Origin of the sequence: Solibacillus sp. FSL K6-4121 (genome assembly GCF_038002585.1) — a bacterium.
In the GTDB taxonomy this organism is placed as follows: domain Bacteria; phylum Bacillota; class Bacilli; order Bacillales_A; family Planococcaceae; genus Solibacillus; species Solibacillus faecavium.
Genome location: NZ_JBBOCS010000001.1, coordinates 1,009,285 through 1,026,071 on the forward strand (window position 1 = coordinate 1,009,285; position 16,787 = coordinate 1,026,071).

Annotated in this window: 15 protein-coding genes; 11 read left to right on the forward strand and 4 right to left on the reverse strand. The window is 37.9% G+C overall.

Going from position 1 to position 16,787, the window contains the following annotated elements; translation table 11 throughout:
- Positions 1-189 precede the first annotated feature (189 nt).
- Entirely contained in the window at positions 190-546 is a 357-nt protein-coding gene (locus MHH95_RS05150) for a rhodanese-like domain-containing protein (protein ID WP_340726651.1), read from the forward strand.
- Positions 547-600: 54 nt separating this feature from the next.
- Here MHH95_RS05150 and MHH95_RS05155 read toward each other — a convergent pair whose 3' ends face one another.
- Positions 601-1,776: an alanyl-tRNA editing protein gene (locus MHH95_RS05155; protein WP_340726652.1), complete on the reverse strand. Its 1,176-nt coding sequence runs from the start codon at positions 1,774-1,776 to the stop codon at positions 601-603.
- Positions 1,777-1,908: 132 nt separating this feature from the next.
- Between MHH95_RS05155 and MHH95_RS05160 the strand changes: the two genes are divergently transcribed.
- Entirely contained in the window at positions 1,909-2,217 is a 309-nt protein-coding gene (locus tag MHH95_RS05160) for a DUF6509 family protein (protein ID WP_340726653.1), read from the forward strand.
- Positions 2,218-2,304: 87 nt separating this feature from the next.
- On the opposite strand, the gene MHH95_RS05165 is transcribed toward MHH95_RS05160, so the two are convergent.
- From MHH95_RS05165 to MHH95_RS05175, 3 genes are all read right to left on the reverse strand, one after another.
- Positions 2,305-3,906 (reverse strand): gamma-glutamyltransferase family protein, encoded by a 1,602-nt coding sequence (locus MHH95_RS05165; protein ID WP_340726654.1) that lies wholly within the window; start codon positions 3,904-3,906, stop codon positions 2,305-2,307.
- 170 nt (positions 3,907-4,076) lie between these two features.
- Entirely contained in the window at positions 4,077-5,012 is a 936-nt protein-coding gene (locus MHH95_RS05170) for a Gfo/Idh/MocA family protein (protein WP_340726655.1), read from the reverse strand.
- Between the two features lie 119 nt (positions 5,013-5,131).
- A complete protein-coding gene (locus MHH95_RS05175; protein ID WP_340726656.1) occupies positions 5,132-5,464 on the reverse strand; it encodes an RNA polymerase sigma factor in 333 nt (110 codons plus the stop codon).
- 173 nt (positions 5,465-5,637) lie between these two features.
- On the opposite strand from MHH95_RS05175, the gene MHH95_RS05180 reads away from it, so the two are divergent.
- The 9 genes from MHH95_RS05180 (at position 5,638) to MHH95_RS05220 (ending at position 16,772) form a co-directional block, all read left to right on the forward strand.
- Complete coding sequence (locus MHH95_RS05180) at positions 5,638-6,969, forward strand: FAD-dependent oxidoreductase (protein ID WP_340726657.1); 1,332 nt, start codon at positions 5,638-5,640, stop codon at positions 6,967-6,969.
- Between the two features lie 449 nt (positions 6,970-7,418).
- Positions 7,419-7,661, forward strand: coding sequence for a spore protein Tlp (locus tag MHH95_RS05185; RefSeq protein ID WP_340726658.1), 243 nt, complete (start codon positions 7,419-7,421; stop codon positions 7,659-7,661).
- A gap of 207 nt (positions 7,662-7,868) precedes the next feature.
- On the forward strand, positions 7,869-10,460 hold the full coding sequence (locus MHH95_RS05190; protein ID WP_340726659.1) for a cation-translocating P-type ATPase: 2,592 nt from the start codon (positions 7,869-7,871) through the stop codon (positions 10,458-10,460).
- A gap of 211 nt (positions 10,461-10,671) precedes the next feature.
- Positions 10,672-11,685, forward strand: coding sequence for a nucleotide kinase (locus MHH95_RS05195; RefSeq protein ID WP_340726660.1), 1,014 nt, complete (start codon positions 10,672-10,674; stop codon positions 11,683-11,685).
- A 49-nt stretch (positions 11,686-11,734) separates the two neighbouring features.
- A complete protein-coding gene (locus MHH95_RS05200) occupies positions 11,735-12,310 on the forward strand; it encodes a cupin domain-containing protein (protein WP_191701648.1) in 576 nt (191 codons plus the stop codon).
- 560 nt (positions 12,311-12,870) lie between these two features.
- On the forward strand, positions 12,871-13,746 hold the full coding sequence (locus MHH95_RS05205; protein ID WP_191701647.1) for a LysR family transcriptional regulator: 876 nt from the start codon (positions 12,871-12,873) through the stop codon (positions 13,744-13,746).
- Between the two features lie 107 nt (positions 13,747-13,853).
- Positions 13,854-15,146 (forward strand): CitMHS family transporter, encoded by a 1,293-nt coding sequence (locus MHH95_RS05210; RefSeq protein ID WP_340726661.1) that lies wholly within the window; start codon positions 13,854-13,856, stop codon positions 15,144-15,146.
- A complete protein-coding gene (locus tag MHH95_RS05215; RefSeq protein WP_191701645.1) occupies positions 15,143-16,483 on the forward strand; it encodes an acyclic terpene utilization AtuA family protein in 1,341 nt (446 codons plus the stop codon). Before MHH95_RS05210 ends, MHH95_RS05215 begins: the two co-directional genes overlap by 4 nt.
- A complete protein-coding gene (locus tag MHH95_RS05220) occupies positions 16,470-16,772 on the forward strand; it encodes an AtuA-related protein (protein ID WP_225231387.1) in 303 nt (100 codons plus the stop codon). Before MHH95_RS05215 ends, MHH95_RS05220 begins: the two co-directional genes overlap by 14 nt.
- Positions 16,773-16,787 lie beyond the last annotated feature (15 nt).

The window sequence follows — 16,787 nt, forward strand, 5'->3', positions numbered from 1 at the left end:
AAATCGGATTCACTTGTTCAAATATAGGTCCGAAATTTTCGAAAAAAACATTGTACAGTTCTAATAACGGGTAAAACTTTTCTAATAAATTATTACAAAATCTTTGCTCCCCCTAAAAAAACGCAAATTGTTCGTCAGCGCAGCAACAGTATCGTAAAATAGAGAAAACAAGTTGTAGGGGTATGCAAAATGGAAGGTATTATTACTTTATTGGCAATGGTGGGAATTGTCGTGATGGTTGTGCGTTTTATGCCGAAAAAAGGTGTGAAATATATTACGACAAAAGATTTGCAGCCATTACTGGAAGATAAACAGTATGTATTTGTGGATGTTCGAACGGAGAAGGAATATAAAGAGGCACATATTCCTCAATTTATAAATCGCCCTGTTGGCACGTATTTAGGTGATCTGCCGAAAGATCGGCCAATTGTCGTTATTTGTCAAAGTGGGGTACGAAGCAACAAAGCAAGTAAGGAACTTGTAAAGCTAGGCTATACTGATGTCACGAATGTTCGTCGTGGGATGAATGGGCTGCGAGAAGGCTAAATAAAGAAGGGAGAAGAGATAAGGGAAATACCCTTTATCTGCTTCTCCCATTTTTTATTGGATTGCCTTTTTCATGGCATCTAGCAGTGCCTGTGCGGAAATGATTTTCTCGCCACCACCTTGGACAAGTGCATCGTTGCCGCCGCCTTTACCGTTCATAAGGGGTAAAACGGCTGCGGAAATTTCTTTCATTGATTGCGCTTGTTGACTGCCACGTGCAGCGACAAACTGAAGCTTGTCCTCATTGTTGGCAACGAGAAGAGCAATTGCATCTTCATTTTGCTGAGTAATGAAACGGGCTAATTTTTGTAAGCTTTGGATAGAGCGGTTTTCAAACATTGCTGCCGCGATTTTTTCTTTCGCCAAAGCCTGTGCTTCAAATTCAAGCAGTGCATCTTGTGCCTCTGCCAAGCTTTTTTCAGTGCTTTTTGCCGTTTTTACAAACTTTTTTAATGCTTCTGCGGCTTCTTCTTCTGGTGCGCTTAATTGACGAGCAACATCACTTAATACGTTTTTACGCATAGCGAGTTGCTGTAATACACGATTGCCGCAAACGAAATGTACACGAATTTGCTGCTTCATTTTCTCAGTAGCTAAAATTTTCAGTAAACCAACCTGACCTGTAGAGGTAGGATGGGTACCACCACACCCGTTGTAATCATAGTCGGGAATAATAACTAAACGTATATCTTCATCGACTTTTACATCTTTTCGCAAGTTATACTGAGCTAACTCGTCTTTTGTAACCCATTTAGTTTCAATTGGCCGATTTTCCAAAACAATTTCATTTGCCCGCTTTTCTGCGGCAGCTAGCTGATCATCTGATATCTCACTCACATTTAAATCGATTGTAACAAGTTCAGTTCCTAAGTGGAAGCTCACTGTAGTGAAATCAAATAACTCCACAAAAGCAGCTGTTAAAATATGCTGTCCCGCATGTTGTTGCATATGGTCGAATCGGCGCCCCCAATTTAATTTCCCTTTAATTTCCCCGGAAATATTCGACAAATTTCCCACAGTATAATGACGGATTTCATCATCCACTTTCTCGACATCGATAATTTCCAAGTCATTAATCCAGCCGGTATCATGGGGTTGCCCACCCCCTGTAGGGTAAAATGCCGTATTGTTTAAGACAATAAAATTACGTGTTTCTTCACTACCTGTTTTTACAATTTCTGCTGTAAATTCTTTTATCATTGCGTCTTCATAATAAAATAACTCTTTCAAAATCCATCACTCCTTAATTTCTAGTTTGTCATATGAAAACGTTGCTGTCACGGTAAAATAATCGTTGTTATTTGACGCGCGGGAAATTTCGTTTATGATGAGAAAGAAGGATTTTCCGGGAGGAGTACAAATATGAATATTACACAGTTTTCAGTAGAAGAAATCTTAGATCCAACAAATATTATTGAAGGTAAGCGATATGAGTTTTTATTAGATGTAGAAGTAGATGAGGAAGACGAGCTATATTCTGCAGCAGGTTTAGAAATCCGTGTCATCGTTGGTGTAATCGAAGAAAATGTACGCATTGTAAACTACTTTATTATGGATAAAGCAAATAATGAGTTTTTGGATTTCGCATTGGAAGAAGATGAGGAAGCAGAAATTTTGGCCTTTTGTAAAGAAGAATTATTTGCTGATTCAACAGAAGTAGAAGAGCAATAAAAATAAAAAAAGCACCTCGTCATTGAACTTTACGCCACCAACTGTTGGGAGTCGTTCGAAATGAGGTGCTTTTTTATTATTTACATTTTACCAAGCGGCAATTGACCCATCTGTACGCGGCTCTGTTCCGCCATACAAGACGCCTGTTTTTTGATCACGCCAAATGATTTGCCCGCGTCCGAAACTGCCACCGTCCACTGCAATATGAATGTCATGGCCTTTACGTTGTAACGCCTGAACTAAATAATTAGGGAAATGCGGCTCTACTTCAATTCGTTTTTCACCCATCCATTGCCAACGTGGCATATCAAGAGCTGCCTGCGGATTGAGAGCAAAATCTACTGTAGATGTAATCACCTGGAAATGTCCCTGTGGCTGCATATAGCCTCCCATTACACCAAACGGACCAACAGCCTGATTATCCTTTGTTAGGAATCCAGGAATAATTGTATGATAGGTACGTTTACCAGGTTTTAAGAAGTTAGGATGATTTTCATCAAGTGAGAAGTCATAACCTCGGTTTTGTAGCGATATACCTGTTTCCGGAATGACAATACCGGAGCCGAAGCCCATATAGTTACTCTGAATATAAGACACCATATTGCCGTCCGCATCGGCAGTCGCTAAATACACCGTTCCGCCCTTCGGAATGTCAAATGGCTTAGGATCCATTGCTGTATCCATAATTTCTGCAAAACGAGATTCCCCGTAGTTTTTTGATAATAATGTTTCCACATCGACCGGCATTTCACTGCTTTCTGTAACAAATGCTTTCCCATCTGTATAGGCAAGTTTCATTGCTTCGATTTGATTATGTAATGTCTCAGCATCTTGCCATTTCGGCTCTGAATGTTGATAAATGTTTAGTGCCATTTGGGCAACAATACCTTGACCATTCGGAGGGATTTCCCACACGTCATAGCCTTTATAATGAACCTTAATCGGATTTACCCATTCAGGTTCATAGCTTGCTAAGTCTTCCTTAGAAATAAAGCCATTATGTTTTTTCATAAAGGCATCGATTTTATCAGCAATATCACCTTTATAAAATGCCTCACCATTTGTTTTCGCGATTTTGCGTAATGTATCTCCATGTCCGGGTGAATGCCACACTTCACCGATTTCCGGCATGCGTCCATCAATTGAAAATGTATCAAACCAGTGTTGGAATTCTTCGGTTGTAAGTGATTGTTTATATTTTTTATAGGCAGATTGCCAATTTTGTCCGAGTGTTGCTGAAATCGGGTAGCCATCTTCCGCATAGGAAATAGCAGGTGCCAATACTTCGCTTAATGGCAGTTTTCCAAAACGCTTTGATAAGGAAGCCCATGCCGCAGGAGCACCAGGAACAGTAACAGGGATGACCCCATGCATCGGAATTTTATCGTGTCCTTGTTCAGCTAATGCCTCTTTCGAAATGGTCTTAGCAGAAGGTCCGGAAGCGTTTAATCCGTAAAGTTCATCCTTCATCCAAACGAGTGCAAAGGCATCACTTCCAATACCGTTGGATGTTGGTTCCACAACCGTTAAGGCTGCTGCTGTAGCAATGGCAGCATCGACTGCATTTCCGCCCTTTTTCAAAATATCCAAACCTGCCTGTGCTGCTAATGGCTGAGATGTTGCGACCATTCCACGATTCGCGATAACAGTGTTGCGCTTACTCGGAAATGGGTAATGTAAAAAGTCCATAAAAATTCCCCCTTAACAAATAGTAATCTAAAAAATGAATATTATGACTATTTTAGTATAGAAGGGGGTTATTTACAAATAAATATTTCAGAATCCGAAATAAATTCCCCTAAAAAAAGCTGTTTGGCATGCTGTAGCATTGTCCAAACAGCTCAAAATGCAAAGGATTTTTATTTCAATAGTTCATCAATCCAGCGCTGTACTTTTAAGCCTTCCTCGAATGGGACGATGAACGCTTCTTCACCTAAAAGGACTTTTCTACAAGCATCCAGCATGGATTCCGGTGCTGTATTCGCAGGGACTTCCACTTCCGGTTCGTAAGCTTTACTCGTATATACTTGTGACCAGTTACGTAATGTGACAACTTTTTCTGAACCGAAAATTTTATAATCAATGCGCTCTTCCTGACCGATGCCGGCAAGTCCGTTTATTACAACAGGTATGCCGCTTGTTGTTTTTGCTAAAGCAGATACACCTGTTTCACATAGCTCCGTGTTTTCCGGATAGGTTGTTTCATAAGCGAGAATGTTGAGATCCCCAAATAAGTGGTGTGTCAGCTGTAAATAATGCGGGAAAATCTCACGGATAAAGCCGCCTTGTTCACGTGAGGCAATCCAAGGATTTTGTTGCCATTTACGCGGCCATTCCGGGAAGTATGTATGTAGTTCAATGCGTGTAATATCCCCCATACCAGATGTAAGCTCTTTTTTAAGCTGATGTACGGCTGCTCCATACATTAATGGGAAGTGCATCGCTGTTTTCACCTTTACATCATTGGCAACACGTACCATTGTTTCTCCATCTGCAGCATCATGGGCAAGTGGTTTTTCCGATAAAATATGCAGTCCATGCTTCGCAATTTCCTCAGCAAGAGTCGCATGGCTGACAGGGGGCGTCCCGATGTAAACCCAGTCAGGCTTTAAATTCAGTAAATCCTGTAAATCATTTGTTGTCGGTACATTATATTTTTCTGCCAACTGCGCTGTACGCTCCTCATTCGTGTCGAATATAGCAGCAATTTCGTAGTGTTCGTTTTGTAATGCCTGGTTAATAATGCGCTCACCGACAACACCAGTGCCGATAATACCAATTGTTGTTTTTGTCATTTAGTTCGTGCTCCTTTTAAAAGTTGAGAGTTTTCTGATAGTTAGTGTAGCATATTTTGAGATTATGATAATAAAAAGAAAAGTACAAAAACATCTTCAGAATGCTTTTGCGCCTACAATTAATATTTATCTACTACAACACCAAGCGAAGAAGCCTTTATGAAAGGTAAATCCCGCAATTGCTTTAAGCTCTCGGCAGTACCTGTTACAACGATGTCGTTTGAGACGGATCTTTTATTTTTGTTATATAACGTGTAATACCGATGTAATGCCACTTTAAAAAGCCATGCGCGCAAATTTTTTGCTTGAATTTGCGATAAGCATTCAATTGTTTTCATAATGGTTTCTTGTGTGACATCCTCGGCATCTTCCTTTGTAGCCCCGATTTTTAATAAATATTTGAAAACAATTTGTGCTTCTTCAAGCAAATAGTTTTCCCATGACTTGTCCATAGTTCACCAACTTCCGGATATCCATATGTTGAAAATAAGAAGCCTTAATCGTGTGAAAAAAAACGAAATATGCTTTACTTATTGTAAGTTAACTTACTTATATAACTAATTAAATTCGTAAAAGTATACAAAATAAAAAAATAAGTTTTATAAACAAGCAAGGAGTGACGGTGATGAAAGTTGTAATTATCGGTGGGGACGCTGCTGGGATGAGTGCGGCAATGGAAATTGTCCGTAATAATAAATCCGCACATATCGTTGTTTTGGAAAAAGGGGATATTTATTCGTACGGGCAATGTGGGTTGCCGTATGTAATTAACGGTAAGGTACCTAATACTGAAGAACTCATTGCGCGCGATGTCGAGGAATTCCGTTCTAAATACGACATTGATGCGAGAATCTTTCATGAAGTGACGTCAATTGATACGAAATTACAAAAGGTGAGCGGACATGATGTAAATAGTAAGGAGCCATTTGAATTTGCATACGATAAACTGCTGATTGCAACAGGTGCTGCGCCGACAATGCCACGACTGGAAAATGCCGATTTAAAAGGAATTCATATGATTAAGACAATTCCCCAAATGAATAAGTTGATGGAACAATTACCGAATGTGAAGCATGTTACAGTCGTAGGTGGCGGCTATATAGGACTGGAAGTTGTCGAAACGGTTCGTGAGCGCGGTCTAGATGTTCGTCTAATCCATCAAGGGAGTCAGCTCATGTCGGTTTTAGATCCGGAACTTGCGAAAATCATTTATGAAGAGGCGATTTCAAAAGGGGTGGATGTTTTACTGAATGAAGAGACAATAGGTTTTGAGGGCGAACAAGTTGTCGAAGCAATTCGTACTAAAACGGGGACATACCCTACTGAATTAGTTATCGTAGCGACTGGTGTACGTCCAAACACACAATTTGCGACAGGGTTTGCAAAGCTTGAAAATGGAGCGCTCATCGTTAATGAAAAAATGGAGGCATCCATTGCTAATGTGTATGCAGCAGGGGATTGTGCATCGCATTATAACAGACTGAAACAGCAGGATGATTACTTGCCTCTTGGTACGACAGCGAATAAGCAAGGACGAATCGCTGGTTTGAATATTGCCGGTTTTAATCAAAAATTCAAAGGAATTGTAGGCACTTCCATTTTGAAGTTTTTTGATCTACAAATAGGAATGACGGGATTAACTAATGATGCTGCGGATAAGTCCAATGCGTTGATAGAGGCATATGTAATGGAAGTGAACGACATTGCCAGCTATTATCCTCATCCAAGTAAGATGAAGCTGCGCATGTTAGTCGAACAACAAAGTCGCAAGCTCGTTGGATTGCAAATTGTCGGGAAACACGGTGTCGATAAGCGAATTGATGTATTTGCTACAGCCCTTTACAATGAAATGACTTTTGAAGAATTATTGGACCTGGACTTAGCTTATGCCCCACCATTTAGTGGCGTATGGGATGCGCTCATGCAGGCACCGAAGCGGTATGGGAAAAAGAATTAAAAACGTCTCAAGCTCCAGCTATTATTGGGAAATAGCTGGAGCTTGCTTTGTGTTTAAAAGAGGTGTTAGCCAAATTTTGTCCAAATGAATTATCAATAGATAAACGTTCGACCATGCTGGCAGCTATGTTTGATCTGCAAGGTGGAATCATGGAGAAGGCTATCTACTTTGCTTTGAACTTATACATACTATAGCGCAAGTTTATGGAGAAAATGGCATTTTAATAAAGTTGTAAAAAATATGTAAAATAGCCGATTACACATGAAAACCCGTAATAGCAAGTGTTTCTGAAGGTTTTTTTGTATTTTTTTATTATTTTATATTGTTTTTATAACAATAATGTGACATGTGTGACGAACCTAAATGCGAATTGATTTGGAAAAATCACTTTGCATAAAAAAATCAAAGAAAAACAAACTAACTTCAATTAGGAACAAGGAGGAATAAGCATGAAAAATGATAGACATGATATATTTAATAAAAAGTCCAAAAATGCGCTAAGTTTAGGGAAGATGATTGAAAATACGAAAGAAAATATCGAAGAGGCGGAAATTAGTAAAGAATTCGCATTTCCTGAAGAATTGGAAAATTTAGAGGAAAAAAATGCGCGACGTAAAACGGCCATTGCACAATTGGAAGAACAAATAAGAGAAAAAAAAGCTTTTCAAGCTAGAAAAAATTATTATAAATAATACTTCAATCAAAACGTTAATCTTAATGGGATTAACGTTTTTTTATTTAGTAAAAAGGCAGAATTTCAACTTTATGAATTTTTTATTGTGAGATATTCATTTTAACAATAAAACTCTCATACAGTGTTCTTGTGAGAGTGCTCATATTTTCCATGCAATAACAAAATAAAGTGGTTATCTATACTTAGAACTTGAAGGGAGGTTCTCATGAATTTATCTGACTATTACCGTAACACCGTACAGGAAGTTATGAAGAAGCTGGACGTAACACCATATGGACTGACAGATTACGAAGTACGTTCTCGGCATAAAAAATATGGCTATAATGAACTGAAAGAAGGTAAACAAAAGAATATCTTTCAAGTTATGCTAGAGCAGTTTCAGGATTTTTTAGTCATTATCTTAATTGCTGCTGCCATTATTTCTATGTTTCTTGGTGATGTAGATAGCTCTGTTGTTATTCTAATCGTACTTGTTTTAAATGCCGTACTGGGAACTGTTCAGCATGTAAGAGCGGAAAAATCGCTAAACAGTCTAAAGGAAATGGCTGCACCCGTTTCTAAAGTCATCCGTGAGGGAGCAGTAGTTGAAATACCGTCAAGAGATGTTATTGTCGGTGACCTGCTTGTTTTGGAAGCAGGCGATTATATTAGTGCTGACGGTAGAGTAATTGAAAGCTATAGTTTGCAAATAAATGAAAGTTCGTTAACCGGTGAATCATTAGCCATTGATAAAATAGCGAATACCATCCACGAAAAGGAACTTGCTATAGGCGATAAAAGGAACATGGTTTTCTCCGGGAGCTTTGTAACGAATGGTCGTGGAAAAGCGGTCGTTACTTCTATTGGAATGAATACCGAGATCGGTAAAATTGCCACTCTTTTGGACAATGCACAGGAGAAAAAAACGCCATTACAAGTGAGCTTGGATCGTTTTGGAAAACGTCTTGCACTCGGCATTATCATTATTTGTTTAATTATATTCGGGCTTGATCTTATTCGAGGGCGGGAGTTAATTGACTCCTTTATGTTCGCCGTTTCGCTGGCGGTTGCAGCAATTCCGGAAGCACTTAGTTCGATTGTGACAATCGTTTTAGCAGTGGGGACTACAAATATGGCGAAGGAAAATGCCATTATTCGTAAGCTGCATGCAGTAGAAAGTTTGGGGAGTGTATCAATTATCTGTTCAGATAAGACAGGGACACTTACGCAAAATAAAATGACGGTTCAAGAGGTTTATACAGGCGATCAAGTTCTGCCTTTTAATGAGCTAAAGCTAGCTAATGAAAACCATAAAAAACTGCTCGAATTGGCCATACTCTGCAATAATTCCGTTGTAATGAAGGATAAGGAAATCGGAGATCCAACGGAATTGGCACTCGTAAAATTTGGACGTGAATATGACTTAAATGAACATATTGTACGTGGGCTTCATCAACGTGTTGGTGAATTGCCTTTTGATTCGACTCGTAAGGTAATGAGCACAGTTCACCGCATGGGAAATCGTTCCGTTATGATTACAAAAGGGGCGGTAGATGTACTGCTGCCGCGTGTTAGCCGCATTCATTCAAGTCATGGCGGGTCCAACATAACGACGCAGCAAGTAGAAAAGATAAATCACGTAAATGAAACCTTCTCAAATGCCGGGCTAAGGGTAATGGCGATTACGTATAAAGATGTATATTCTCCTACCTTAACGGAAAAAGAGGAGCATAACTTAACATTTGTTGGATTAATCGCAATGATGGATCCACCACGCGAAGAATCGGCACAAGCAGTGGCGGATTGTATTAAAGCAGGTATCAAACCGGTCATGATTACAGGTGATCATAAAATTACGGCAATGGCGATCGCAAAGAAACTCGGCATTTTAAAAAATCCGAGTGAAGCGATTGAAGGAAAAGAAATCGAAAAGCTTTCAGATAGAGAATTGAAGGCAAAGGTAGAAAAAATCTCAGTTTATGCACGTGTCTCCCCGGAACATAAAATACGGATTGTGAAAGCATGGCAAGACAAAGGACATGTAGTCGCCATGACGGGAGATGGTGTAAATGATGCCCCAGCGCTAAAACAGGCCGAAATTGGTGTAGCAATGGGTACAGGGACTGAAGTGGCAAAGGATGCTTCTTCGATGATTTTAACCGATGATAACTTTTTGACGATCGTCAAATCGATTTCGAATGGTCGAAGTATTTACGCCAATATTAGTAACGCTATTAAATTCCTGTTATCCGGAAACGCGGGTGCGATTATTGTCGTTTTATATGCAACGCTTTTTGCATTGCCTGCACCGTTTCTACCGATTCATCTATTATTTATAAATTTATTAACGGATAGTTTGCCGGCAATTGCGATTGGGCTAGAACCACATAATAAAAAGCTTATGAAAGAAAAGCCCCGTAACATAAAGGAGCCATTGCTAAATAAGAAGTTTGTTTCCCAAGTAGGATTTGAGGGAGCAATTATTGCGGCGGTTACAATCATCGCCTTCCAAATAGGATTGTCGACAGGTGATACTGCAGTCGCCACAACGATGGCATTTGCGACATTATGTTTATCAAGACTGGTGCATGGCTTTAATTGCCGTTCGGATGAATCCATTTTTAAACTGGGAATCTTCACGAATTTAGCTGTATGGATTGCATTTTTATTAGGATTTTCAATACTGAACTTTGTGCTGCTTTCTGGATTATTTGAAGTAGCGCGATTGAATAACTTCCAATATTTAATCATTTATGGTTTATCATTAGTTCCACTAATTATAATTCAGCTTCATAAACTATTTTTCAAAGCGAGTTAAAGAGAGCTGCTTGAATATAAAGCGCATGCATGAACATAATTGCATGCGTTTTTAGATTAAATACTACGCGAGATGGCAACTTTTTTAGGCTTTTAACATAACAATAAAGTTAACAAGGTTATGGAAGGGTGACGTCATAAGCACAACAGTTAAGTATTTCTTCGGTCAGGCAATGACAGGGCAGGGCATAAAAAATATATACAAGGATTTAATGAATGAAGCACAAACGGTGTATTTACTAAAGGGTGCGCACGGCTTCAAAGTTTCCGAGCTGCTTCAAAACATCGGTGATTACTATGTTAAAAAGGGCGCTAGTATCGAGTATTTCCATGACCCGTTATTTGAGGACACGGTTGAAGGCATTTTTATTCAAGCGCCGTATCGGATTTTAATTCTTCAGGCAACCAATCCTTCAATAGAACCTACTATTCTTGGGGGACGGGATCATGTCATTTCCCTTTATGACTGTGTGGATGAAGAACAGCTTTCGGCGAATGAAGCGTTGTTCTCTTTGAATGAAAAAAAACAAACCTACTATAATCAATGCTTTGCTGCACTTTCCAAGGCGATTCATATTCATGATGACTGGGAAGTGGAAACAAGGAAGTATATGAATTGGAACGGATTGAATCAGCAATTTGCCGATTTGATGAATCAATTATTCGGTGACACGAAATTAGATAAATCCAGTCAGTTGACCCACAGGCTACTCGGAACATTAACACCGGCAGGAGCACGTGATACCGTTCAAAGTATTACGCAAAACCTGGAAAAGAGGCTTTTCATCAAAGGGTATCCTGGGACAGGGAAATCCTCGATGATGAAGCAATTGGCAAAAGAAGCACAGAGTCGTGGCTATGATGTGCAGCTCGTATGGTGTGGGTTGGATTCCAATTCGATTGATATGGTCATTTTGCCTGAATTAAAGTTCTGTATATTTGATAGTACTGAGCCACATGTATATTTCCCGGATGAGAATCGTCCTGGCGATGAAATTTTCGACATCGCTCAGCACTGCCATCCAACAGAAGTGGAGCTAAACAACATTAATGAGCTTGTCGCAAAGTATAAATCGACTATGCAAGAAGCGAAGGAATTTGCCAAACAATATGCCGACGAAGAACGGAAAGTCCGTGAAGCAGTAGATGCAGCATTAAACGTAGATGAATTCAATAAACGGACAGTCCCGTTATTTGATCTTGTGCAAGAGTTAAAAACCATTTAAAAAAACAAAGCATATGATAATAGAATGAATTTTCGAAAGGAATGGTAAAATGTATTATCCTTATGGGTACCCATATCAGCAATACCAGTATCCTACACATATACCGGTCAACCCATATGGGGGTACGCCAGGTAATGTAAATTATCCAATGTGGGTAAATACTACAGCCCCATATAATTGGCAGGGCGACGCCTCAAATCATCAGGGAGTAGTTTTAAAAGATTATGGAAAAAATCCGTTTGTCATCAATATTGAGGAAGCGGCGAGACAGAACCAGACGTATCGTACCGCTCTTTGGACAGGAAATCATCTACAGCTTACATTAATGAGCATAAATCCTGGTGAGGATGTTGGGCTAGAGGTGCATCCACATGTGGACCAGTTCATTCGGATTGAGCAGGGCCAGGGGATTACCCAAATGGGGAAAACAAAAGATAACCTGAATTTTAATAGAATGGTATTTGATGGTTCTGCGATTTTTGTGCCTGCCGGAACGTGGCATAATGTTACAAATACAGGACAGATGCCATTAAAGCTTTATACAATTTATGCACCACCAAATCATCCATTCGGGACGGTTGAACCTACTAAAGCGAGCGCTAGGCATGAGGAACACGGGAAATAAAAACAAAGGGAATAAGCGCAACTGACCGATTGCTCTTTTGAAAGAAGAAACAATTATTTTAACAAGTATTAGAAGTTTGTATTTTATAATATAGAAGTTAAAATCAAAAAATTACGAAATGTTTATTCCTATTTCAGCAGTTAGATGTAATAAGTAAAATAGGCGAAAATCGCTAAATCCTTTGGTGAAAAGGATTTGGTGATTTTTTATTTTCCTTCTTCACTTTTAACACTTCAATTTCAGCTTGATAATTCTCAAGATTTACATCATTCGTTTTATGCTACTCACGTTAGAATTGAATCAAAATAACAATCGTGCAATAAATCAGTTTTAGTCAACCGATTACGAACAAAATCAGAATCAAATGGATAATAAAAGAATTAGTACAAAGATACTGATGGATTTAGAATAGGAAAAGTGTAAGGTTAAAGTGTATTAAAATATTTTTTCTGTATTATTTTAACTATAAATTGCGATTTTGAAGTCCAAAAGAAATAAAGAAATAAATAAGGATAGTGCATAAAATATAAATCCATTCTTACAAATGAAAGGAATTCAACATGGAAATTAGAGATTTACAAAATTTTATTCAAGTCATAGATCATGATAGCTTTACAAAAGCGGCTGAGGAAATGTATGTTACGCAATCTTCTTTAAGTAAAAGTATTAAGCGCTTAGAAAAACAATTGGCTTCTGACCTGCTCGACAGAAAATCCAAAAAAGTTAAGTTAACAGATATAGGAATGTTAGTTTACCAACAAGGAAAAGAGATTCTTTATGCGATTGATGATTTACACTTACTTATCAAAAAGAGTAAAAATATAGAGGTTGGGCGTTTGAAATTAGGTATGCCACCTTTAATTGGAACTTTATTTTTCCCGGAAATAGCTGAAACGTTTAATGATAAGTTCCCAAACATAAAAATTGAATTATTCGAACGTGGAGCAAAAAAGCTCGAAGAAATAGTTTTAGATGGAAAGGTAGAAATAGCATTAGTTGTCTCTCCATACTTTAAAAATAACATGTATGATATATACCCTTATATTGAAGATGAGTTCTTTGTTTTCTTACATAAAGATCATGTACTAGCATCTAAAGCAGAAATTTCAATTAGCGAATTAAGAGATGAAAAATTTATTATTTTCACGGAAGAATTCACTTTACATGACTACGTTATTAATGCATGTAAAGAAGCGGGTTTTTCACCAGAAATTGTATATAAAAGTTCTCAATGGGATTTAATTTTAGAGTTAACAGTCTCTAGTAATGGTGTTACATTACTTCCGAGTTCAATCTATAAAAAGAATCTTAATCCTAATATAAAGTTAATTAAAATTAAAGGCGAACCTTTGTTGTGGAAGCTTTCCTTCATAACTTTAAAAGATTCATACAAATCGTTTGTATTAGAAAAATTCATTAGTTTAATAAAAAAATAATTTAATATGCTCATTGGGAATGATTGATATTCCTATTATTCCTTTTACTAATAATGTTGTTTGTAATAGAATTTTCTGTATACAAAGCAGAAAAAAGGAGGGATTATATGGCTTTATTAGGATTTCTAACAATCAGTGTATTTTTAATATTCATATTCACAAGAAAAGTTTCGGTAATTGTCGCATTAGTAATGGTGCCAGTAATATTTGGTCTAATCGGGGGATTTGGATTAGAGCTAGGCGAGATGATGTTAAGTGGATTATCAACGGTTGCGCCAACAGGTATTATGCTTGTGTTCGCTATCTTATATTTTAGTCTGATGTTAGATGTAGGATTATTTGACCCAATGATTAAATTCATTTTAAAGGTTGTAAAAGGTGATCCTTTAAAAGTGGTAGTGGGAACAGCTATTTTAGCAATGGTAGTACATTTAGATGGTAATGGTTCAGCTACGTTTATCATTACAATTTCGGCTATGCTACCAATCTATAAAAAACTAGGAATTAATAGATTAGTTTTAGCTGGTGTTGTCGCTTTAGGTGCGGGTGTAATGAATATTGTTCCATGGGGCGGTCCAACGGCACGTGCCATGACAACTTTAGGTGCGGAAGCTAAAGATATTTTTAATCCTGTCATTCCTGCAATGATAGCCGGAATTGTGTGGGTTATTATTGCCTCGGCATTAATCGGATTAAAGGAAAGAAAACGTTTAGGTATTCTTCAATTAGATGAATCAGATTTGCAATTTTCCGTTAGTGAAGAAGAACAGAAATTAAGAAAACCAAAATTATTTATTTATAATCTTTTATTAACTATTGCACTATTAGTTTCTTTAGTAGGTGCATGGTTACCGATGCCAATATTATTTGTATTAGCTTTTGTAGCCGCATTAATGGTTAACTATCCAAAACACGATGACCAACAGGCGCGTATTGCTGCACATTCTAAGAGTGTACTTTTAGTTGCTACAATGATATTTGCCGCAGGTATTTTTACAGGAATACTTAATGGTACAGGAATGATTGAAGACATGGCACTTGCATTAGTAAATATTATTCCTGATTCTATGGGGCGCTTTTTACCTGTAATTGTAGCAATTACTAGTATGCCTTTGAGTCTTGTTTTTACACCTGATGCATATTATTTCGGGGTGCTACCTGTAATTGCCGAAACTGCTTCTACATTGGGCATTAATCCACATGAAATTGGACGAGCAGCAATTTTAGGTCATATGACAGTTGGATTCCCATTAAGTCCTTTAACTGCTTCAACATTTATTTTAATTGGATTAGCACAAGTAGATTTAGTAGATCATCAAAAATTTATTTTTAAGTGGGCGTTTATGACAACGGTTGTTATGACAATAGTAGCTGTATTGATTGGGGCGATATCTATATGAAAAAAAATACAATTAGAATAGGCGTAGGTACTGGGTTTGCTGGTGATCGTATCGAGCCTGCTGAAATCTTATTAGAAAAAGGTAATTTAGATTATTTAGTTCTAGAATGTTTGGCAGAGCGAACGATAGCGTTAGCGCAAAAAAGGAAAAAAGCTAATCCTTCATTAGGGTATGATGTTCTATTAGAGAAGCGTATGCAAAGCTTACTGCCTAAATTAAAAAACAAAGCAACACGAATTATTACGAATATGGGGGCTGCTAACCCACAAGCAGGAGCGGAAAAAATCTTGGAGATAGCAAAACAGCTAGGAATTCCGATTAAAGTCGCTGTGGTTACTGGAGACGATGTCCTTTCAAAAATTTCATTAGATGAAACGGTGTGGGAAACAGGCAAGTTATTAAGTGAATATGGGGAAATTTTATCTGCAAATGCTTATATTGGCGCGAATGCATTATTGTCTGCCTTACAATCAGATGCTCAGATTATTATCACAGGGCGTGTTGCAGACCCATCTTTATTTTTAGCACCGATGATTCATGAATTTAAGTGGGAGCTTAATGAATTAGATTATTTAGCACAGGGAACAGTAGTTGGCCATCTATTAGAATGTGCAGGTCAGCTTACAGGAGGATATTTTGCAGACCCAGGTAAAAAAGATGTTGCTGATTTAGCAAATCTTGGTTTCCCATATGCAGATGTATCAAATGATGGAACAGCTATTTTTAGCAAGGTTGAAAATACAGGTGGTCAAATTACTTTACAAACAATGAAAGAACAACTGCTCTATGAAGTTTTGAATCCTACTGCATATATAACACCTGATATCATTGCCGATTTCTCCAAAGTGGTTTTTGAAGAAGTTAATCCTGGCACTATTAAAGTAAGTGGTGTTACCGCCGTAGGGAAGCCTGAAAAACTAAAAGTAAGTATTGGCTATAATGCGGGCTTTATTGGTGAAGGCGAAATCTCATATGCTGGAGAAAATGCATTAGCACGTGCTGAGTTAGCTGGGGAGATCATTTCTGAAAGAATTCGTCATTTATACACAGATTTTAGGGTAGATTTGATTGGTGTAAATGCTACTCATAGAAAAGCATTCAGACAAATAGAACCTTATGAAGTTCGACTTAGAGTTGCTGGTAAGACACAGAGTCCAAGTTTAGCAGAATTAATTGGTGAGGAAGTTGAAGCGTTATATACAAATGGTCCAGCTGGTGGCGGTGGGGCGCGTAAAAATATTTTGGATGTCGTAGGTATCGTTTCTACTTTTATTGAGGAGAACCAAATCGAAATTAGTACTGAAAAGAAGGAGGTTCATTTCAATGAAATTATATGAGGTGGCACACTGCAGAACTGGTGATAAAGGTAATACTTTAACTATGTCAATTATTGCTTTCAAAAAAGAGAACTATCCATTGATTTTAGAACAAGTAACAGTCGACAAAGTGAAAGAACACTTACAAGGCATCGTCTTAGGTGATGTTGAGCGTTATGAAATTCCTTCTCTAGGAGCATTGCAATTTATTTGTCACGAAGCTTTAGATACGGGAGTTACTACATCATTAGCAATGGACACGCATGGGAAAACCTTAAGTTACAGCGTATTAGAGTTAGAACTATCATAAGCCTTAAAATTAAGT